This window comes from Mesorhizobium sp. B1-1-6 (assembly GCF_006443035.1).
In the GTDB taxonomy this organism is placed as follows: Bacteria; Pseudomonadota; Alphaproteobacteria; order Rhizobiales; family Rhizobiaceae; genus Mesorhizobium.
In genome coordinates, this window is sequence record NZ_VFWR01000003.1 from 216,340 (window position 1) to 236,898 (window position 20,559).

The 20,559-nt window shown below is 64.8% G+C and carries 19 protein-coding genes; 6 read left to right on the forward strand and 13 right to left on the reverse strand.

Going from position 1 to position 20,559, the window contains the following annotated elements; genetic code table 11:
- Positions 1 to 18: 18 nt before the first annotated feature.
- The 12 genes from ybeY to FJ979_RS07730 all read right to left on the reverse strand — a co-directional run bounded on the left by ybeY (position 19) and on the right by FJ979_RS07730 (position 11,151).
- Positions 19 to 525 carry an rRNA maturation RNase YbeY gene (gene ybeY / locus FJ979_RS07675; RefSeq protein ID WP_140556718.1) on the reverse strand — a complete coding sequence of 169 codons (507 nt, stop codon included), beginning with the start codon at positions 523 to 525 and terminating at the stop codon, positions 19 to 21.
- A 17-nt stretch (positions 526 to 542) separates the two neighbouring features.
- Positions 543 to 1,535, reverse strand: a complete 993-nt coding sequence (locus FJ979_RS07680) for a PhoH family protein (protein WP_246679290.1) — start codon at positions 1,533 to 1,535, stop codon at positions 543 to 545.
- 83 nt (positions 1,536 to 1,618) lie between these two features.
- The gene (gene miaB / locus FJ979_RS07685) at positions 1,619 to 3,028 is read right to left on the reverse strand and encodes a tRNA (N6-isopentenyl adenosine(37)-C2)-methylthiotransferase MiaB (RefSeq protein WP_140580428.1); all 1,410 of its coding nucleotides are present in this window, start codon (positions 3,026 to 3,028) and stop codon (positions 1,619 to 1,621) included.
- Between the two features lie 64 nt (positions 3,029 to 3,092).
- The gene (locus FJ979_RS07690) at positions 3,093 to 3,893 is read right to left on the reverse strand and encodes a lysophospholipid acyltransferase family protein (protein WP_140580430.1); all 801 of its coding nucleotides are present in this window, start codon (positions 3,891 to 3,893) and stop codon (positions 3,093 to 3,095) included.
- Positions 3,894 to 3,914: 21 nt separating this feature from the next.
- Positions 3,915 to 4,409: a ribosomal protein S18-alanine N-acetyltransferase gene (rimI, locus tag FJ979_RS07695; RefSeq protein WP_140580433.1), complete on the reverse strand. Its 495-nt coding sequence runs from the start codon at positions 4,407 to 4,409 to the stop codon at positions 3,915 to 3,917.
- The gene (gene tsaB, locus FJ979_RS07700) at positions 4,409 to 5,086 is read right to left on the reverse strand and encodes a tRNA (adenosine(37)-N6)-threonylcarbamoyltransferase complex dimerization subunit type 1 TsaB (protein WP_140580435.1); all 678 of its coding nucleotides are present in this window, start codon (positions 5,084 to 5,086) and stop codon (positions 4,409 to 4,411) included. Before tsaB ends, rimI begins: the two co-directional genes overlap by 1 nt.
- Positions 5,087 to 5,195: 109 nt before the next feature.
- Positions 5,196 to 6,302 carry a DUF1513 domain-containing protein gene (locus FJ979_RS07705; RefSeq protein WP_140580438.1) on the reverse strand — a complete coding sequence of 369 codons (1,107 nt, stop codon included), beginning with the start codon at positions 6,300 to 6,302 and terminating at the stop codon, positions 5,196 to 5,198.
- 2 nt (positions 6,303 to 6,304) lie between these two features.
- Positions 6,305 to 7,384, reverse strand: coding sequence for an imelysin family protein (locus FJ979_RS07710; RefSeq protein ID WP_140580440.1), 1,080 nt, complete (start codon positions 7,382 to 7,384; stop codon positions 6,305 to 6,307).
- On the reverse strand, positions 7,384 to 8,979 hold the full coding sequence (locus FJ979_RS07715) for a di-heme oxidoredictase family protein (protein WP_140580442.1): 1,596 nt from the start codon (positions 8,977 to 8,979) through the stop codon (positions 7,384 to 7,386). Before FJ979_RS07715 ends, FJ979_RS07710 begins: the two co-directional genes overlap by 1 nt.
- Positions 8,980 to 8,991: 12 nt before the next feature.
- Entirely contained in the window at positions 8,992 to 9,477 is a 486-nt protein-coding gene (bfr, locus tag FJ979_RS07720) for a bacterioferritin (protein WP_140496826.1), read from the reverse strand.
- The gene (locus FJ979_RS07725; RefSeq protein ID WP_140523850.1) at positions 9,443 to 9,754 is read right to left on the reverse strand and encodes a (2Fe-2S)-binding protein; all 312 of its coding nucleotides are present in this window, start codon (positions 9,752 to 9,754) and stop codon (positions 9,443 to 9,445) included. The genes bfr and FJ979_RS07725 overlap by 35 nt, the downstream gene beginning before the upstream one ends.
- A gap of 107 nt (positions 9,755 to 9,861) precedes the next feature.
- Complete coding sequence (locus tag FJ979_RS07730) at positions 9,862 to 11,151, reverse strand: imelysin family protein (RefSeq protein ID WP_140556727.1); 1,290 nt, start codon at positions 11,149 to 11,151, stop codon at positions 9,862 to 9,864.
- Positions 11,152 to 11,589: 438 nt separating this feature from the next.
- Here FJ979_RS07730 and FJ979_RS07735 point away from each other — a divergent pair, with 438 nt between their 5' ends.
- Genes FJ979_RS07735 through FJ979_RS07745 form a run of 3 tightly spaced genes read left to right on the forward strand, consistent with a single transcriptional unit; the run spans position 11,590 to position 13,443 of the window.
- On the forward strand, positions 11,590 to 12,843 hold the full coding sequence (locus FJ979_RS07735; RefSeq protein ID WP_140580444.1) for an FAD-dependent oxidoreductase: 1,254 nt from the start codon (positions 11,590 to 11,592) through the stop codon (positions 12,841 to 12,843).
- 37 nt (positions 12,844 to 12,880) lie between these two features.
- Positions 12,881 to 13,111 (forward strand): type II toxin-antitoxin system ParD family antitoxin, encoded by a 231-nt coding sequence (locus FJ979_RS07740; RefSeq protein WP_140496834.1) that lies wholly within the window; start codon positions 12,881 to 12,883, stop codon positions 13,109 to 13,111.
- Positions 13,112 to 13,122: 11 nt separating this feature from the next.
- Positions 13,123 to 13,443 carry a type II toxin-antitoxin system RelE/ParE family toxin gene (locus tag FJ979_RS07745; protein ID WP_181167355.1) on the forward strand — a complete coding sequence of 107 codons (321 nt, stop codon included), beginning with the start codon at positions 13,123 to 13,125 and terminating at the stop codon, positions 13,441 to 13,443.
- 54 nt (positions 13,444 to 13,497) lie between these two features.
- Here FJ979_RS07745 and FJ979_RS07750 read toward each other — a convergent pair whose 3' ends face one another.
- A complete protein-coding gene (locus FJ979_RS07750; RefSeq protein ID WP_140496838.1) occupies positions 13,498 to 14,775 on the reverse strand; it encodes a 4-aminobutyrate--2-oxoglutarate transaminase in 1,278 nt (425 codons plus the stop codon).
- A 466-nt stretch (positions 14,776 to 15,241) separates the two neighbouring features.
- Between FJ979_RS07750 and FJ979_RS07755 the strand changes: the two genes are divergently transcribed.
- Genes FJ979_RS07755 through FJ979_RS07765 form a run of 3 tightly spaced genes read left to right on the forward strand, consistent with a single transcriptional unit; the run spans position 15,242 to position 20,552 of the window.
- Entirely contained in the window at positions 15,242 to 16,381 is a 1,140-nt protein-coding gene (locus FJ979_RS07755) for an efflux RND transporter periplasmic adaptor subunit (RefSeq protein ID WP_140523840.1), read from the forward strand.
- Positions 16,378 to 17,457: an efflux RND transporter periplasmic adaptor subunit gene (locus FJ979_RS07760; RefSeq protein ID WP_140564868.1), complete on the forward strand. Its 1,080-nt coding sequence runs from the start codon at positions 16,378 to 16,380 to the stop codon at positions 17,455 to 17,457. The genes FJ979_RS07755 and FJ979_RS07760 overlap by 4 nt, the downstream gene beginning before the upstream one ends.
- Positions 17,454 to 20,552 carry an efflux RND transporter permease subunit gene (locus tag FJ979_RS07765; protein ID WP_140580446.1) on the forward strand — a complete coding sequence of 1,033 codons (3,099 nt, stop codon included), beginning with the start codon at positions 17,454 to 17,456 and terminating at the stop codon, positions 20,550 to 20,552. Before FJ979_RS07760 ends, FJ979_RS07765 begins: the two co-directional genes overlap by 4 nt.
- Positions 20,553 to 20,559: the final 7 nt, after the last annotated feature.

Below are 20,559 nucleotides of genomic sequence, written 5' to 3' on the forward strand. Positions count from 1 at the left end.
TCAATTGGTTAGAAGTAGTTACGCGTAGGGATCGGGAATGGCAAGTCTGGCGAGCGCGGCGCGCTCGACGGCCTCCATCTCCTCGGCCTCGGCATCGGTCTCGTGATCATGGCCCATGAGATGCAGCAGGCCGTGGATGACGAGATGGGAAATATGGTTCTCCAGCGGCTTGTCTTCCAGTCCCGCCTCGCGCGCCACCGTCTCCGCGGCCAGCACGATATCGCCGAGCATCGGCGGCAGGGGACCGCCCTTGGGGAAAGGAAAAGCCGGAAAAGACAAGACGTTGGTCGGCTTGTCCTTGCCGCGCCAGCCGGCATTGAGCGCCTGGACATGGGCATCGTCGGAAAAAACGACGCTGAGTTCGGAATGGCCCGTGGCGCCCGTCTCGGCGAATGCAGCGGCGGCGGCGGCGCCGACCAGCCGGACAAGCTCGGCTTCGTCCGGCCAATGCCCGGCCTCGACCGTCAGATCGATGTCGACGGGCAGCGGCGGAGCCGGCCCGTTCGGCGTTTCGGGCTCAACCATGAGGTCGCTCGATCAAATCAGCCTTCGGTCCCCAGACCGCGGGCGAGCTTGCCGTCACGGTCGTAGGCCTTGACGATCTCGGCGACCAGGGGATGCCTGACGACGTCGCCTTCATTGAAGCGGACCGTCACCATGCCGGTCACACTGTCGAGAATCCGGAGCGCCTCGACAAGGCCGGACTTGGTGTTCTGCGGCAAATCGATCTGCGTTGGGTCGCCGGTGACGATCATGCGCGAATTCTCGCCCAGACGGGTCAGGAACATCTTCATCTGCATCGGCGTGGTGTTCTGCGCCTCGTCGAGAATGACGGCGGCGTGTGCCAGCGTGCGGCCGCGCATGAAGGCGAGCGGTGCGATCTCGATCACCTCGGCGGCGATGGCGCGTTCGACCTTGTCGGCCGGCATCATGTCATAGAGCGCGTCGTAGAGCGGCCGCAGATAGGGATCGACCTTCTCCTTCATGTCGCCCGGCAGGAAGCCCAGCCGCTCGCCGGCCTCGACGGCAGGCCGCGACAGCACGATGCGCTCGACCATGCCGCGTTCGAGCAGCATCGCCGCATGCGCCACCGCCAGGTAGGTTTTGCCGGTACCGGCCGGGCCGATGCCGAACACCAGTTCCGAGCGCTCCAGCGCCCGCATATAGGCATCCTGCGTGAGCGAGCGGGCGTAGATCGTCTTCTTGCGCGTCGATATCTGGGCGGCCGAAACCTTGCCCTTGCGCTCCAGCGTCGGCAGCGTGAGCTGGTCATCGGCGGCGACCGCCATGCGCACGGCGCCGTCGACATCGGACTGGCCGATATCCACCCCCTTCTGGAGAATGCCGTAGAGATTGTCGAGCGCCCGGCGGGCCTGCTCGGCGGCGGAAGCCGACCCCTTGATGGTCAGCTGGTTGCCGCGCGAGCGGATGTCAACGCCCAGTTTCTGCTCAAGCCGGGCGAGGTTCTCGTCGAACTGGCCGTAGAGGGCGCTGGCAAGCTTGTTGTTGTCGAAAGTCAGTACGATGTGCGCCATGTCAGAAGCCCCAGATGCCGGTACCGGGGGCAGGTTCTTCAGCTCCGCTGCGCTCAACCGTCTCTCCTCATCTGCCGAGGTCATCAGACCAATTCGGCGAACAGGCTATTGTAACCCGTCTTCGTGATTCGCACCTGGATAATGTCACCGATTTCGCCGGCCTTTTCATCAACAATAACGGGCTGAAGCCAAGGTGAGCGTCCGACCTTCTGGCCGGCCTGGCGACCTGGCTTCTCAATCAGCGTATCTATGGTGCGGCCGACGAGACTCAAGCCGAAATCCTGCTGCTGCTTCAAAAGCAGCGCCTGGAGCCGCTGCAAACGCTCGTCCTTGACCGCTTCCGGCACATGGCCGGCCATCTCGGCGCCCGGCGTGCCGGGGCGCGGCGAATATTTGAACGAGAAGGCCGAGGCGTAGTTCACCTGGCGCACCAGCTCCATCGTCGCCTCGAAATCCGCCTCGGTCTCGCCGGGGAAACCGACGATGAAATCGCCCGACAGCGCGATATCGGGCCGCACGGCGCGGATGCGGTCGAGCAGCGCCAGATAATCATCCGCCGTGTGCCTGCGGTTCATCGCCTTCAGGATGCGGTCGGACCCGGATTGCACCGGCAGATGCAGATACGGCATCAGTGCCGGCAGGTCGCGATGGGCCGCTATCAGCTCGTCGTCCATGTCGCGCGGGTGGCTCGTGGTGTAGCGCAGGCGCGCCAGCCCGGGAATTTCGGCCAGCCTGAACAGAAGGCGGCCAAGGCCCCATTCCTCGCCGTTTTCGCCTTGCCCATGCCAGGCATTGACGTTCTGGCCAAGCAGCGTCACCTCGCGCACCCCGGCTTCCGCCAGGCGCTCGGCTTCGGCGACGATCTGTGCCACCGGCCGCGACACTTCGGCCCCCCTGGTGTAGGGCACGACGCAGAAGGTACAGAACTTGTCGCAGCCCTCCTGGACGGTGAGAAAGGCGGTGACGCCGCGCTTGATCACCTCGGCGCGCTTCGGCTGCGGCAAGTGCTCGAACTTGTCCTCGATGGCGTAGTCGGTCTCGACGATCTTCTCGCCGCCGCGCACCCTGGCCAGTACGTCCGGCAGCCGGTGATAGGTCTGCGGGCCGATGACCAGGTCCACGGCGGGCGAGCGGCGGATGATCTCGGCCCCTTCGGCCTGCGCCACGCAACCGGCGACGCCGATTAGCAATTCGCGGCCGGCGGCGGCGCGTTCGGCCTTCATCTCGCGAATGCGACCGAGCTCGGAATAGACCTTTTCAGCCGCTTTTTCCCTGATATGGCAGGTGTTTAGCAGCACCAGGTCGGCTTCGCCGATGGTCTGCGTCGCCGTGTAGCCGTCGGCGGCCAGCGCATCTGTCATGCGCTGTGAATCATAGACGTTCATCTGGCAGCCATAAGTCTTGACGAAGACCTTTTTCGCCGCCGCGGAAATTACTGCCTGCTCTCCAGCCGCAGTCCCGATGTCGTCGCTTTCAACCGTGTTCAAGTCCATCCGGCGGCTTCTAACGCCTTTCCGCGACAAAAAACAGACGATTCTGCCTGGGGGCCTTCGGGATTCAGCGGCTCGGGCGCGGCGCGGCCAGTGCCGCCTGCATCATTTCGCGCACGCGGCTTTCCATCAGCTTGGCCGTTTCCTTCCGGTTCGACCCCTTGGCGAAGGCAATCGGTTCGCCGAAATGCACCTCGACATCGAGCGCGCCTTCCGCCATCAGCACTTTGAGATGCGGCATCAGGTCCTCGTCGCCGATCCACGCCGCGATCGGCCGGTGCCGGCGGCCGAGCGGCACGCCATGCAACCGGGTATAGGCGATCGCTACCGGCTGGATGAAGACCTGCTCCGCCGCGCCCTCCGAAATCGCCATCGAGGCGGCACCGAACAGCGTGCTCTTGAAGGGCAGGACGACGTTGCCGTCGCCCGTCGAGCCCTCGGCAAACAGCACCATGGCATCGCCCTTGGCCATGCGGTTGGCGATCTCGCTCGCCTGGTCGCCGGACGAGCGCTTGCGCTCACGCTCGATGAAGACGGTGCGCTGCAGCTTCGACAGCATGCCGATCAGCGGCCAGCCTTCCATGTCGGCCCTGGCGATGAACTTCACATCGGCAAAAGAACCCAGCACCATGATGTCGGTCCAGGAGATGTGATTTGAGGCAATCAACAAGGGGCGGCGGTCGGACATCGTGCCGTTGACATGGATGCGCATGCCGAGCGCCCTGACGATCAGCCTGTGCCAGATCTTGAGGATGAAGGTTTCCGGCCACCAGCCGGTCTTCATCGACAGGACCTGCAAAGGCACCAGGATCAGCGAACCGGCGACGACCAGCCCTATCGCCAGGAAAATCCTGATTTTTCCGATCATCGCTCCACCCCGAAACCCTGGCTAGCGAAGATCGCGGCGCATGACAAGCGCGCCGGTCGGTCCATGCTCGGGCGACCTGTAATAGTTGGGGCGCTTGCCGACCTCGCGGAATCCGAGACGCCTGTAGAGGGCGATCGCGGCGACATTGGTCTCGTCGACCTCGAGGAAGAGCGCTTCGGCGCGTTGCGCGTGCAGTTCGCGCAGCACCGCGTCCATCAACTGCCAGCCCAGCCCCTGGCGGCGATGCGACCGCGCCACCGCGACGGTCAGGATCTCGCCCTCGCCGGCCGCCAGCCGGGCCAGCACGAAGCCGACCGGCGGCTTGGCGCCCTGCCCGGTTTCGCGCGCGGCATAGCCGAACACGGTGTCCTGTTCGAGCAAGGCCGCGAACTCGCCATCGGTCCAGGGGCGGACGAAGTCCTCGAGGTGCAGCAGCGAGACCGCCGGACTGTCGGTGGTCCTGAGCGGTTCGAGCGCGTAATCGCGGCGGCGCGACTGGAGAAAAGGTATGCGCATTATTTCCCTTGCCTGGAAAGTATGAACCCGGCCTGCGGCTTGGCGTCGGCGCCGCGCAGATAAAGAGGTTTCGGCCTCTCGCCGTCGCCCTTGGCGACCGCCAGGCGGGCGTAAGTGAGAATGTCCGCGGTCGCCGTCTCGGGTCCGATGTCGAAGGAGCGTCCGGCGGATGCCGCGATCCGCGTCGCGGCGGTTCCGGCGAGCACCGAAGACCGCTCGCTCGCCATGGCCACGGCATCCGCCAGTGTGACCACGGCCGGACCGTAAGTCAAAACCGACATCTCATCATAGAGAGCGGCATGGATCTCCTCGCGTCCGGCATCGAGCGCGGCCAGCACGGCGCGCCCGGGAAATGCCCGTGCCGCCTCGGCTGCCAGCGCCTCGAGCGTCGTCACGCCGATTGCAGGCACCTTGAGCGCCAGCGCCAGGCCGCGCGCCGTGGAAACCCCGACGCGCAGGCCGGTGAAGGAACCGGGGCCGACGGAGACGGCGATGGCGCCAAGACCGGCATAGGCGGTTGCACCGGCCTTCAGCGCCTCGGCGATGACGCCCATCAGATGCTCGGCATGGCCCTTGCCGAGATCGAGCACCGCGCGGCCGAGTTCCTGCCTCGCCCCGGCATCATAGACGCAGGCGGCGCAGAGGTTGGCGGCACAGTCGATGGCGAGCACTTTCATGAAACGACCGGTTCGAAAAACAATTCCCTGTGCCTGCCACAGCGCGCCACCGCAAGGGGATAGCGCATAATTTGTTAAGCGGCTTCGTTCCGGCACAGCGGGAAGGTGTCTATGCGGCCGGCTCTATGCGCAGCATATGGTTGTCCCAGACGTAGTCCGGTTCGGACCGTGTCGCGCCATTGCCCTCGACGATTTCGCCGGCTCCGGTGGTAGCCATGAAACCCGTCCCGTCTGGCGCCACGCCGCAGACCTCGACCAGTGCGCTTGACGAGACGAGCCGCCCGCTCGCCGCATCGATCACCACAAGCGAATTGCCTTCCGGCGAAGAGACGGCAATGGTGCCGGCAACCGGATTGGCGGCGACGGAACCGATATAGTTGCGGAAGCCGGACAGGACATCCCGCGGCATGTCGAGGAGCTGCAAATCCTTGCCGCGCGCCGCGCGGCCGACCAGCAGCGGACGGTCGGTGCCGGGCCCCCTGTACTGGCAGCCGAACCAGACGGTGCCGGTCTGGTCGGTGTCCATGTGGCGGATCGACAGCTGGTGCAGCGCCGCCGGCAATTCGTGCTTCTCGACCAGATCGCCGGTGACACGGTCGATGAGTACATAGGATGGCTTCATGGTGGCGATGTTGAGCTCGGCGCGGCCATAATCGGGATGAGTCTCGATGCCGCCATTGGCAACGGCGATCGTCCTGCCGTCGCCCAGGAGCAGAAGCTCGTGGGGTCCCATGCCATAGGTCGGGAATTCACCAAGGCGCTTGAATTTCGCCCGCGCGTCGTAGACGCCGACGACGCCGGCCGCGTTGTCGAAATCGTTCTCGGTGGCATAAAGCAAGGCGCCGTCCGGGGAGAACACGCCATGGCCGAAGAAATGCCGGCCGGTGATGCTGGCGATGGTCAGCGGTTCATCGCGCCCGGCGTGATCGAAGACCACGGCGAAGGTGCCGGGCTGGCGGGCGAACACCACTGAGCGCTTCGATATGGGATCGAAGGTGACGTCGTGGCCGCGGTCGGGCAAGTCGATCGCGTGCAGGAGCTTGCCGGCCTCGGACAGGATTGCGGCGCCATAGCTGCCGTCGCGCTTGACGAAGGCGGTGGCGAAGACGGCATCGGCGGCAAGCGTATTTGCCCAGGCCGGCGGCGCCATCGCCGCCACGAAGCCTGCTCCGGCGGCCCTCAGGAAATCGCGGCGATCGATGAGAGAGGTTTTCACGCTCAGTCCCCATCCAGCGAGGAAAAACCGGCGGTCAGGCCGAATTCGGCGGTCAGCCTGGTGCCGAACAGGGTCGACAGGCTGGAGGTGATCAGCGCGAGATGCTCGAGCTTTGCGCGCAGCGCCAGGTCGGCCAGCGCCATGTCGATCGGCCCCTGGACCGACTTCGCGGTGGCGACGCCGTTGAGCAGCTGGATGTGGATCGATTCCGCCATCCAGCGCGCATCGGCCGGCAGCGCATCGCCGAGCTCCGAGGCCTCGAACAGCCCGTCGATGCCGGCAAGGTTTCCGGCCAGCGAATTGGTGGTGTTTTGCGAACGCCAGTAGATCGCCTGTTTCGGCTTGTCCGCCTCCGGCTTGCCGCCCAGGAAGCCTTTCAGGCGCACGTCGCGAACCATTTCCAGCTCGTTGATGAAGATGCCGACCAGTTCCGTCACCGCTTCGGTGCCGTCGTGATAGAGCGGATTCTGCGGCCCCGGATTGGCCCAGCGCGCCGCAAAGCCGTCCGGCTTGTTCCAGGCGTCGGCGACATCGCCGGCCATGGTTTCGATGTTGCCGGCAACCGCCGCACCATAGGCGCAGCGATAGGGATCGTTCTTGCCGGCAAGCGCATCGGCGCCGTCACCGTAGAGCACGAACTCCAAGGCGCCGAGCCCCTGCATGGCGACGCTCTTGCCGGAAAGCTGTGCCGGATCGGTGGCGCTCGGGTCTTGGGCGGCCAACGCCGCCTGCACCTGTTTCAGGCCGATGCTTTTGCGATCCGGCCAGAACAGCATTCGTTCCAGCCGATTGTTTTCCTTGACCGGGCCGAACCCGATGATCTCGGCCGACGACCAGGCATCCACCGTGCGCGAGAATTCGGCGCGTGCCGCATCGAGATCGCCCTTTGAGGGTTTTTCGCAAAGCGCGTGCATCGCCTTGTTCAAGCCCGCCGCGCGGTCGTGCAGACTGGCATAGGCCGGCCGGACAAAGCCGTCGATTGCCCGCTGGATGACGTCGGTGGCCTTCACCGCCGCCGATGCGGGGCTGACGCCCAGCAGGGCCAGAGGAAGAAGGATTACCAGCGCGGGACGCTTCAACATCACAGGGACTCCAGGAATTTGAGCAATGCCTCGCGGTCGGCGGCGCCGGCGGCGGCGAAGCGGTCGCGCGATTTCTGGCCCTCGCCGCCATGCCAAAGAATCGCCTCGACCAGGCTGCGGGCGCGGCCATCGTGCAGATAAAAATTGTTGCCGTTGACCGTTTCGGTGAGGCCTATGCCCCATAACGGCGGCGTGCGCCATTCGTTGCCCGTCGCCTCGCCCACCGCCTGGCCGTCGGCAAGGCCGGGGCCCATGTCGTGCAGCAGGAAGTCGGAATAGGGCCAGATAAGCTGGAAGGCCTGCGCCTTGTTGGGCGCGTCGCGGCGGGTTACGAATTTCGGCGCGTGGCAGGAAACGCAGCCGATCTCGTAGAAGAGTTTCTTTCCGGCGAGCACATCCGGGGCGCCGAGGTCGCGGCGCGCCGGCACGGCCAGGTTCTGCGAATAGAAGGTGACGAGGTCCATGACCGGCGCCGGCGCCTCGGCCGGACCGAGCCGCTCCTGCACGCCGTCCGGCATGGCAAGGCAATCCTTCTCGGCGGCGGTGCAGTCGCCCCAGTGTTTGGGCTCCTCCGGCGTCGAGATGCCGATGTCGCCGGCAAAGGCATCCGCGGCCTGCTGGCGGATCGACGCGGTCTGCGCCTTCCAGCCGAAACGACCAAGGGTGAGCGCGCCGCTCATGCCGTCGCGCACGATGTTCGGCCTGCCGGAAATGCCGTCGCCGTCCCGGTCGTCCGGATCGGCATGGGCGATTATATCAGCGGGCGCGATCTGCTCGATCAGGCCGAGCCCGATCATCGGCGGCGTCAGGCGCGGCGACAGCGTGGTGCGCGGATCGAGCAGGCCGTAGGCCAGATCATCGACCGCGTAAGCGGGCTTGCGCAGTGAAACCACGGTGCCGTCGCCGAGCCCGACTTTTTCCTCGCTGTAGTCGACGCGCATCCGGCCCTCGCCGCGCAGGCCGGGGACGGCAAGATCCTGCAGCTGCGAACCGTAGACCGGATCGGGGATGTTGAGCAGCCTGTGGTCGGCAAGCCCAGCCTTCTCCTCCTCGGTGCTCGCCTCTCGCGCCAGCCGCAGGAACATCGACGTGCTGCCGGTGCCTTGCGGCGGACGGCCGCGGCCGTCCTTCAGATGGCAGTTCTGGCAGGCGCGTTCGTTGAACAGCGGTCCGAGCCCGTCGGAAGCCTGCGTCGAGGACGGCGACGACACCCAATTCTTGCGGAACAGGGCGTTGCCCAGCTTGAAGGTGCCTTCTTCCTCGAAGGTGATGTTGGCCGACGATTGCGAGAAGGAATCGCGGTTGACGTCCTTCCTGGATGTGCCGGCGCCGCCTTGCATCAATTCGAACTGCTCGGGTTTCGAGAAGTCCTTGGTCGGCCTGGTAACGGCTGTGACGCGCGCCTGATCCTTCGGGCTGAGGTCGGTGCGCGTGGCGGCGAAATTGGCGGGCTGCTGCGAGCCGGACCCGCCCGTGGCGAAGGCCAAAAGAATGATGGCGGCCGAACCGGAAAGCACGACGCTTCCCGGTTTTCTGTTTGACGACAGGCCTTCGGCCCGCCGCCAGCGGCGCAGCAATGCTAGGGTGCGCCGCATTCCCGCATGCCCTTACTCCGCCTCGTCCGCCGATGCGGCATTGAGCTGGCCGTATTTTTCCTCGCCGATCGAGGCAAGCAGATCGAGCTGCGTCTCGAGGAAGTCGATGTGCCCCTCCTCGTCGGCCAAGAGTTCCTCGAACAGTTTCATGCTGACATAGTCGCCGGCTTCGTTGCAGACCTCGCGCGAGCGCTTGTAGGCGGTGCGAGCGTCATACTCGCCGGCAAGGTCGGATTCGAGCACTTCCTTCACGTTCTGTCCGATACGCAGCGGCGCCACGGACTGCAGATTGGGGTGCCCTTCCAGGAAGATGATCCGGGCCACGAGCTTGTCGGCATGGTGCATCTCCTCGATCGATTCGGCGCGTTCCTTCTTGGCGAGCTTGGCGTATCCCCAGTCCTCCAGCAGACGGAAATGGACCCAATACTGATTGACGGCACCAAGCTCCAGGAACAGAGCCTCGTTAAGCCGCTCGATGATCTGTGGTTCGCCTTTCATGGGTTCTGCTCCCGTATTGGACGCGCAGGCCTCTGACGCGATCCAGATGTGAAACGATGTCAACGCCGCTCGCCTGCGAGCGGGCGTGGTAGTTCTCGGTGACCCGAATGATCGTTTCGACCACATTTGGGAAGCAGCCGCAACAGCGACCGCGCTTGTGCATGGCGTGATAGACTTTTGCCGGCACGATGAGCTGCCAGGGATCCTGGTCCAGCAGCCCGACGATCGTCTGCTCAATCTCCTTCTCGGTGATGATGTTGCAATGGCAGATCAGCATAAACTTGCTCGGATGGCTGACGGCGCCTTCCGCGCCGTGTGGCTTGACTCTATCTTCCCCGCGCCGAAGCCTTTGTGACTTCGGCCCGGGCTTCCAGGCTTCGACGCTTACTGGAACACCTTGTCCGGCGCATCGAGGCTGTCTGAACCCTCAAAGGCGATGGCGTTGAGCTTCAGCGCGCCGACGGCGCGTTCGACCGATTTGGTCTGGTCGACCAGTGCGTCGATTGCCGCCTGCACCGTGGCGTTGCCCTCGGTGTTGCCTTCGGCGATCTGCTGGTCGTAAGCCTCGCCGCCTTCGGCGCGGGCCTTGATCGCCTCCATCTTGGCGACGGTGGCATCGAGCTTGTCAGACAGTTCCTTGTCGATGGCCGGATCGGCCGCCTTGACCATGTCCGCCACCGACGGCCCTGAAACGACGGTGCCGTCCAGCCTGGTGTAGCTGGCGTGATAGGCGGCGCGGATACCGACGGCGTCATAAAGATGGGAATTGTAGGTGTTGTCGGAGAAGCAGTCATGCTCCTCTTCCGGATCGTGCAGCAGCAGGCCGAGCTTCATGCGCTCGCCGGCGAGTTCTCCGTAGGAGAGCGAGCCCATGCCGGTGAAGATGGCCGAAATAGCGGCGTTCGGCTCGCCGTCGACCAGGTTCTTGCGCGCAGCGCCGCCTTCCTTCCAGTCGCCGACCATCTCCTGGAGGTCGGACACCAAAAGCGTGCTGGCTGACTTCAGATATTCCGCGCGGCGGTCGCAATTGCCGCCGGTGCAGTTCTTGAGATCATAGTCGGTGTAGGGGCGCTCGCCGGCGCCCGGTCCGGTGCCGTGCAGGTCCTGACCCCAGAGCAGGAACTCGATGGCATGGTAGCCGGTGGCGACATTGGCCTCCACGCCGCCGGCCTCCTGCAGCGTGCCGGAGAGGAATTCCGGCGAAAGGTTCGAGGCGTCCACCTTCTTGCCGTTGATCTCGATCTCCTTGTTGGCGATCACATTGGCCGTGTAGAGCGAATTCGCGTCGGATTCTGTGCCGTAGCTCTTGGCGACATAATCGATCAGGCCTTCGTCCAGCGGCCAGGAATTCACCTTGCCTTCCCAGTCGTCGACGATCTTGTTGCCGAAGCGGTAGACCTCGGTCTGCTGGTAGGGAACGCGCGATGCCTTCCAGGCCTCGCGGGCGGCATTGAGCGTCTCGGCCGAAGGCTTGGCCAACAAGGTATCGACCGCCTTGTCGAGCGCCTGCGCGGTGGTCAGCGAATCCTCGTATTTGGCAAGCGCGATGTCGGCATAGGTCTTGATGACCGCCTTGGGATCGCTCTCGGCCTTGGCCGGCAGCACGAACACCGCCGCCGTCAGCAGCGCCGTGGCACTGATCGCCGCAAGCCTGCTGCCATGTCGTGCCGTCATTATCACTCTCCAGTTTTTCGGGAATTTTGTGAACGGCGCGCGCGACAACCGGCGCCAGGCCATGTGCAGGCCGTCATTCGCGGGGCATGCCGCGCTGTCGCGCGGGTCGAAGAAGAAAGACACCAAAATGCCTCCAATCGAAAGGGTTCAAGGCCCAGACATCAAAGGGATGCGCCGATGCGCGAGGCCCCATAAAGCTTCAGGACCGATGGAAGTCAACGAAAATCGACAGGAAAACTCAATCGAAACAACAGTTTAGAATTATTCTAAACTGCGATAGTCAACTTTAGCCGCCTGCACCGTGTGCCGACTTCATCGCCGAACCGTCCGATTGACAGCCGCCGTTCCGGGTGCGACCCGCAAATGGCCTCTTGCGGCGGCGCCAGACAATTGCCACGTGGCGAGACATCCTAAAATCAAGCTTGGGATCGGAATGCGATGAAGAACGGCGTGGTCATTGTCGGTGCGGGACATGCGGGCGTGCAGGCGGCGGCAAGCCTGCGCGAGGAGGGTTACGACGGGCCGGTGATCCTCGTCGGCGACGAGAACGAACTGCCCTATCACAAGCCGCCGCTGTCGAAGACCTTCATCAAGGATGCCGAGGCCAAGCCGCAACCCTTGCGTGGCGAGGCATTTTACACCGGCAACGCCGTCGACTACCGGCCGGGCGTTCGGATCGACCGCATCGATGCCGGCAGTCGCCGTTTGGAGATATCAGGCGGCGGCGAACTTGCCTTCGATCATCTGATCCTCGCCACCGGCTCGCGCCCGCGCCTCCTGCCGCTGCCCGGCGCGGATCTGTCCGGTGTGGTGTCGTTGCGCTCGCTGGCCGATGCGCGGCTGATCCGGGACTTGAGCGCACGGAGCGAAGACGTCGTCATCCTCGGCGGCGGCTTCATCGGGCTGGAGATCGCGGCGACGCTGCGCGCGGCCGGCCGCACCGTAACGGTCGTGGAAGCGGTCGACCGGCTGCTTGGCCGCGCCGTGGCGCCGATCGTGGCGAGCCATGTCCGCCAACGGCTGGAAGCGACCGGCGTGCACATTCTCACCGGCACCACGATCGCAAGGCTCGAAGGCGAAAACGGCCATGTCACGGCAGCGATCACCTCGTCTGGCGAAAGGCTGCCGGCGCGCATGGTCGTCGTCGGCATCGGCGCCTTGCCCAACGTCGAACTGGCCGGGGAAGCCGGCCTCACCATCGCCAACGGCATTCGCGTCGACAACCAGATGCGCAGCTCGGTGCCGGAAATCCTCGCCATCGGCGACGCCGCCTCCTATCGGCATTGGTTCACCGGCGGCGACGTGCGGCTGGAATCGGTACAGAACGCCACCGACCAGGCGCGGCTTGCCGCGCGCACCATAACGGGCCATGCCGACGCCTATTCGGCCGTGCCCTGGTTCTGGTCCGACATCGGCGACATGAAGCTGCAGATGGTCGGCCTGACATCCGGCGGCGACAGCCATGTCGTGCTGGGCGATCTCGCCGACAACAAGTTCTCGATCTACCACTATGCCGCAGACAGGCTGCTCGGCATCGAATCGGTCAACCGCCCCGGCGACCACATGCTCGGCCGCAAGATGCTGAGCGCCGGCTTCTCGCCGGCGCCGCAGACGGTGGCTGCGGGGCCGGACGGACTGAAAGCGGCGCTGGCCGCGTTCCAGAACAAAGAGTCAGCCGAGGCCAGTGCCTAAGATTGCCAATTTTTGTCATAGACTATAAAATGCCTGAATGAGCACCATGAACATCTCCCTGCCGGAAAGCTTGAAGCATTTTGTCGATCAGCAAGTGACCGATCGCGGCTATGGCACGAGCAGCGAGTATGTGCGTGAATTGATCCGCCGCGATCAGGATCGTCAGCTTCTGCGCGGCTTGCTCCTTGAGGGCGCATCGTCCGCCCCGGGCGCTCCGGTTGACGACGACTATTTCGCCGCGCTGCGGAAACGGGCGCAGGGCCAATAGAGTAAGTGCCCATAAAGGCGATCATTCCTCGAAAACTAGCCCTGCGGGATGTCGAGGATGCTGTCGATTACTATACGCGAGAAGCTGGTTCGCGCGCGGCATTGGGCTACATCGAGGAGCTTCAAAACGCCTACAAACTGCTAGCCAGCCATCCGGCATCGGGCTCTCTGAGATATGGCTACGAAATTGGATTGCCTGGTCTGCGTAGCGTGCAAGTCAGGCGCTATCCATACCTGATTTTTTATCTTGAACAGACCGACCATATCGATGTTTGGCGGGTGCTGCACGCCAAGATGGACATTCCAGCCTGGTTACAGAATCCGAGCTCCTGACGGCACGTTCACCGGGTCCGGTGTAAGCCGTCAGGAGAAATGGGCGCCGCCCTTTCAGGCAGCGCGAACCTCGCGGATCGAGCTTTCCAGAATGTCGAGCGCCTCATTCATGATGCCGTCCTGGATGGTGAGCGGCGCCAGGAAGCGGATGACGTTGCCGTGGACGCCGCAGGTGAGCAGGATCAGCCCCTTGTCGAGTGCCTTCAGCCTGACCGCATTGGCCATCTCCGCCGATGGCAAGCCCTTCCTGACGTCGTTGAACTCGACCGCGTTCATGAAACCGGGGCCACGGATGTCGACGATTTCCGGGACGTCGTCGCGGATCGATCCCAGGCGCTGCTTCAGCCTGGCGCCGAGCGAGTTGGCGCGGTCGCACAGTTTCTCTTCCTCGATCACGTCAAGCACCGCATGCGCGGCGGCAACGCCGATCGGGCTGCCGCCATAGGTGCCGCCCAGCCCGCCGGGGCCAGGCGCATCCATGATCTCGGCGCGGCCGGTGACCGCAGCCAGCGGAAAGCCGCCGGCCAGGCCCTTGGCCATGGTGGTGATGTCGGCGGTCACCTCATGGTGCTCCATGGCGAACATCTTGCCGGTGCGGGCAAAGCCGGTCTGCACCTCGTCGGCAATGAGCAGGATGCCGTGCTGATCGCAGATCTTGCGCAGCGCGGTCATGAAATCGCGCGGCGCTTCGTAGAAGCCGCCCTCGCCCTGCACCGGCTCGACGATGATGGCCGCGACCCTGGCCGGATCGACGTCGGCCTTGAACAGGCGATCGAGCGCGGCAAGCGAATCGGCCACCGACACGCCGTGCAGCGGCACCGGGAACGGGGCGTGGAAGACGTCGGCCGGCATGGCGCCGAAGCCGACCTTGTAAGGCACGACCTTGCCGGTCAGCGCCATGCCCATGAAGGTGCGGCCATGGAAGCCGCCGGCAAAGGCGATGACGGCCTGGCGGCCGGTGGCATTGCGGGCGATCTTGATGACGTTCTCGACCGCCTCGGCGCCGGTGGTGACGAAGATCGTCTTCTTCTCGAACTTGCCCGGAAGTATGCCGTTCAGCCGCTCGGCCAGCCGTACATAGCTCTCATAGGGCACCACCTGGTGGCAGGTGTGGGTGAAGCGGTCGAGCTGCGCCTTGACCGCCTCGATGACCTTGGGGTGGCGATGGCCGGTGTTGACGACGGCGATGCCGGAGGAGAAATCGATGTAGCGGCGGCCCTCGACATCCCAGATCTCCGAGTTCTCGGCCCGGTCGGCGTAAATCTGCGTGGTCATACCGACACCGCGCGAGATCGACTGGCTCTTGCGTTCGGAAATGGCTGAGTTCTTCATGATGTCCCTCATAGGGCCGGCGCCCGTTCTGCTTGATCAGATGTCTTCTGGGCTTATTTCATGCTTTCCTCAAGTCGGCACCGCCGGCAGGCGATTGGGCCTGAGGTATCGCGCCTGACCAGCCGGCGATATCCGTACCAGGGCAACGGACTGCGTTAACGGGTTCGGAGCCTTCGCGGCGCGCTGTTGAGGATCATTGAACGGAAAAACCCGCCTGTGCGGCGGGTCCCTGGCGCAACTCAGCACCATATCCAAATATCTATCATAGTTGCCTTCACCTCGTCAAGGAAAAAATTCCTATCACGAAAAGCTGCCCGGCCGGGACTGGCCGTCGTCAGGCCTTTGCAAACCCGAGTCGGATGCCTGACACGGGTACGAGTCCGGTTTCCTTTTTCGGGAGATCGACTATCGTGCCGGGATCCGCGAGGCATCGCGATCGGCGAGCGGCCTGCGGCTGAGGGAGCCCATGAGCAGGAACGCGACATCGTCCGTCTCGCCGCCATCGGTCAAACCTTCCAATTTTTCGACTTTTTCCATCGGCGTAGCGCTTTTCACTTGCACGGCCGTCCTGCTTTTGGCCGGCTGCCAGAAACAGGAAGCGGCCGAGAAAAAGCTGCCGATCATGGTGCGCACCGAGACCGTGGCGATGGCCGACTATGCGCCGAGAACCGCGCTGACCGGGGTGATCGCGGCGCGTACGCTGAATAATCTGTCGTTCCGGGTCGGCGGCCGCGTCGCCGAACGGCTTGCCGATGTCGGCCAGCATGTCGACAAGGGCGCGGTGCTTGCCCGCATCGACCCGCAGGAGCAGGAATCCGATTTGCGCTCGGCGCAGGCCGATCTCGACGCGGCGCAAGCGCAGTTGACCCAGTCCGCCGCCGCCTTCGAGCGGCAAAAGACGCTGCTTGCCCAGGGTTACACCACCAGGCGCGACTATGACGCCGCCGATCAGGCATTGAAGGTGGCGCAAGGCAGCCTCGACGCGGCGCAGAGCGCGCTCGCCAATGCCAAGCAGAACCTGTCCTTCACCGAACTCAAGGCTGGCGCCGCGGGCGTCATCACCGCCCGCCAAGTCGAAACCGGCCAGGTGGTGCAGGCTGCGCAGACCGTCTTCACCGTCGCCGAGGACGGCGACCGCGACGCGGTGTTCAACGTCCAGGAGACGTTGGTCGCCAGGACGCCGACCTCGCCGGCGGTGACGATTACGCTTCTGTCCGACCCGCAGATCAGGGCAACGGGCAAGGTGCGCGAAATCTCCCCGGCGGTCGATCCGGCGTCGGGCTCGATCCGGGTCAAGGTCGGCATTGCCGATACGCCCGCCGGCATGCCGCTGGGCGCGGCCGTCATCGGCTCGGTCGGCGCCAAACCGGCCAAGGCGATCCTGCTGCCCTGGCAGGCATTGACGTCCAGCGCCGGCAAGCCGGCGGTCTGGATCGTCGATCCCTCGACCGGTACGGTGACGATGGCACCGGTCGAGGTGCTGGCTTTCAATTCCGGCACCGTCGTCATCGCCAGGGGATTGGAGGAGGGCCAAAGCGTCGTCACCGCGGGCGGACAGCTGCTCAGTGCGGGTCAGAAAATCGAGATATCGGGAGCGGGCCAATGAGCCGGCTGCCGCGCCTCCTGCTTGGCGTGATAGCGCTTGGCGCGCTCGCCGCCTGCTCGAAATCGGAGGAGAAGCCGCCGGAGATCATCCGGCCGGTGCTGTCGGTGGTGGTCGAGCCGCGCACCACGCAGGTCTTCGGCTTCGCCGGATCGGTCGAGCCGCAGGTCAGCGCCGATCTCGCCTTTCGCCTGCTCGGCCGGGTCGTGTCCCGCGACGTCAATGTCGGCGACATCGTCAGCAAGGGCACGACGATCGCGGCACTGGACCCGACCGCCTTGGAGCTGTCCGTCCAGGCGGCCAAGGCCGAGCTCTCCAATGCCGAGGCACAGTTTGCCAACGCCGCCGCCAGCGAGGAGCGCCAGCGCCAATTGCTTGCCACCGCCAACACCACGCAAGCCGTGTTCGATGCCGCGCAGCAGGCGAGGAAGGCGGCCGAGGCCAGTGTCGAGCGGGCCAAGGCCTCGCTGGCCAAATCGCAGGAGCAGCTCGGCTATGCCAGGCTGTTCTCGGATTTCGACGGCGTCGTCACGGCTGTCGGCGCCGAGGTCGGCCAGACGGTCTCCCCCGGCCAGACGGTCGTCACCGTGGCGCGCTCGGACCCGCGCGAAGCGGTGGTCGATATTCCAGACCAGTTGACCGGCCATCTCACGGCCGGCACGCCGTTCCAGGTCATCCTGCAATCGCTGCCGACGATCCGGACCGAGGCCAAGCTGCGCGAGATCGCGCCGCAGGCCGAGGGCTCGACGCGCACGCGGCGCGTGCGGCTGACGCTTACCGATCCGCCGCAGGCCTTCCGGCTCGGCTCGACCGTGACCGCAACGCGCATGACCACGGTGGAGCCGACGATCGAACTGCCGCTGTCGGCGCTCTTCCAGAGGAACGGCTCCGACAGGGTGTGGATCGTCGATGCGCAGACATCGAGCGTGAGCACGCGCGAGATCAAGGTTGCCTCCAGGAACGGCGGAACCTTCACGGTGGCTCAGGGACTGGAAGCGGGAATGCGCGTCGTCACCGCCGGCGTCCACAGCCTGACCGAAGGCCAGAAGGTCAAACTGCCCGCGGGAGGGGCCTCATGAAGGGCTTCAACCTCTCCGACTGGGCGCTCAACCACCGCTCGATGGTCTGGTATTTCATGCTGGTCTTCGTTGCGGCCGGCATCTTCTCCTACCTCAACCTCGGCCGCGAGGAAGACCCCGCCTTCACCATCAAGACCATGATCATCCAGGCCAATTGGCCCGGCGCTTCGGTCAAGGAGACGGTGCAGCAGGTGACCGACCGCATCGAGAAGAAGCTCGAGGAACTCGACAGCCTCGACTACACCAAATCCGTCACCACAGCCGGCCAGACCGTCATCTTCGTCAACCTGAAGGACACTACCAAGGCGCGCGATGTCGTGCCGAACTGGATTCAGGTGCGCAACATGGTCAACGATATCAAGGCGCAGTTCCCGCAAGGCGTCCAGGGGCCGTTCTTCAACGACCGTTTCGGCGACGTCTACGGCAACATCTATGCCTTCACGTCGGACGGGCTGACGCCGCGCCAGCTGCGCGACTATGTCGAGGATGTCAGGACAAAAATCCTGACCGTGCCGAATGCCGGCAAGGTGGACCTGGTCGGTGCCCAGGACGAGGCGATCTACCTCGAATTCTCGACCCGCCAGATCGCGGCCCTCGGCCTCAACCAACAGGCGATCGTGGCAAGCCTGCAAGCGCAGAACGCGATCACGCCGTCCGGCGTCATCCAGTCCGGCCCGGAACGCATCAGCGTGCGGGTCGGCGGCCAGTTCACCTCCGAAGAGAGCCTTCGCGCCATCAATCTTCGCGTCAACGACCGCTTCTTCCGGCTGAGCGACGTGGCGACGATCACGCGCGGCTATGTCGATCCGCCAACGGCACTGTTCCGCTTCAACGGCCAGGACGCGATCGGGCTCGCCATCGGCATGAAGCCAAACGCCAATCTGCTCAAATTCGGCGAGGCGCTGCATGAGGCGATGAACAAGGTGCTGGCAGACCTGCCGGTAGGCGTCGGCGTGCATCTGGTCGCCGACCAGCCGGTCATCGTCGAGGAAGCGGTCTCGGGCTTCACGCGCGCCTTGTTCGAGGCGGTGGCCATCGTGCTGGCCGTGTCCTTCATCAGTCTCGGCATGCGCGCCGGCTTCGTCGTGGCGCTGTCGATCCCGCTGGTGCTGGCCATCACCTTCACGGTCATGTCCTATCTCGGCATCTCGCTGCAGCGCATCTCGCTCGGTGCGCTGATCATCGCGCTCGGGCTTCTGGTCGACGACGCGATGATCGCGGTCGAGATGATGGTGGCGCGGCTGGAGGTCGGTGATAGCCTGCGCAAGGCGGCGACCTATGTCTACACATCGACCGCGTTTCCGATGCTGACCGGCACGCTGGTGACCGTCGCGGGCTTCATTCCGATCGGCCTCAACAACAGCGCCGCCGGCGAATACACCTTCACCCTGTTCGTCGTCATTGCCGTGTCGCTGCTGGTGTCGTGGATCGTGGCGGTGCTTTTCGCGCCGCTGCTCGGCGTCACCATCCTGCCGGCGACGATGAAGACGAAGCATCACGACCAGCCGGGCCGCTTCACCTCGCTGTTCCGGCGTGCCCTTGTCGGCTCGGTGCGCCATCACTGGCTGACCATCATCGCCACGGTGCTGTTGTTTGCCGCGTCGATCGCCGGCTTCGGCCTGGTGCAGCAGCAGTTCTTCCCGCCCTCGGACCGGCCGGAGCTGATCGTCGACTGGAACCTGCCGCAGAATTCCTCGATCGCCGACACGCGCGAGCAGATGGAGCGGTTCGAGCAGCGGGCGCTGGTCGGCAATCCCGACATCGACCATTTCTCGTCCTATATCGGCCAAGGCGCGGTGCGGTTCGTGCTCGCCTATGACGTGCAACCGGCCAATCCCTATTTCGGCCAGACGGTCATCGTCACCAAGAGCATCGAGGCGCGCAACCGGGTGAAGCCGGCGCTGGAAAAGCTGCTGCGCGAGGAATTCGTCGGTACCGACGCCTTCGTGAAGCTACTCGAACTCGGACCGCCTGTCGGCCGGCCCGTGCAGTACCGCGTCGGCGGGCCCGACATCCAGACGGTGCGCTCGCTGGCGCAGCAATTCGCCGGCGTGATTTCAGCCAATCCCAAACTCGCCGCGCCGACCTTCGACTGGAACGAGCCGCAGCGCGTGCTCAGGGTCGACGTGCTGCAGGACAAGGCGCGGCAGCTCGGCATCACCTCCTCCGACATCGCCAGCGCGCTCAACAGCACCGTCGGCGGCGCCACCATCACGCAAGTGCGCGATGCCACCTATCTGATCAATGTGGTGGCGCGCTCGCGCGAGGCCGAACGCGGTTCGATCGAGACGTTGCAGAACATGCAACTGCCGACCAGCACCGGCGAGGCCATCCCGCTCGCGGCGGTGGCCAACTTCCGCTACGAGCTCGAACAGCCGACGGTGTGGCGACGCGACCGCATCCCGACCATCACGGTGCGGGCCGGCCTGGTCGGCGACGTTCTACCGGCAACGGTGGTCAACGAATTGAAGCCTTCGGTCGATGCCTTCATCGCCAAGCTGCCGCCGGGCTATTCGATCGAGACCGCCGGCTCCGTTGAGGAAAGCGCCAAGAGCCAGGGGCCGATCGCGGCCGTCGTGCCGCTGATGCTGTTTGTGATGGCAACCATCCTGATGGTCCAGCTGCAGAGCTTCCAGCGCCTGTTCCTGGTCGTTGCGGTGGCGCCGCTCGGGCTGATCGGCGTGGTGGCGGCCCTGGTGCCGAGCGGCGCGCCGCTCGGCTTCGTCGCCATTCTCGGCGTCCTGGCGCTGATCGGCATCCTGATCCGCAACTCGGTCATCCTGATCGTGCAGATCGAGGACCTTGTCGCAGAGGGCAAGGACCGCTGGGCCGCCGTCATCGAAGCGACGGAACACCGCATGCGGCCGATCGCCCTGACGGCCGCCGCCGCCAGCCTGGCGCTGATCCCGATCGCGCGCGAAGTGTTCTGGGGACCGATGGCCTACGCGATGATGGGTGGCATCATCGCGGGTACTGCGATCACGCTGCTGTTCCTGCCGGCGCTTTATGTGACGTGGTTCAGGATCAAGGAGCCGAAGCGTCGGGATGAGCCGCCCGCTCTGGAGACCGGCGAACCGGTGCAAGCTCAGACCTGAGACATTG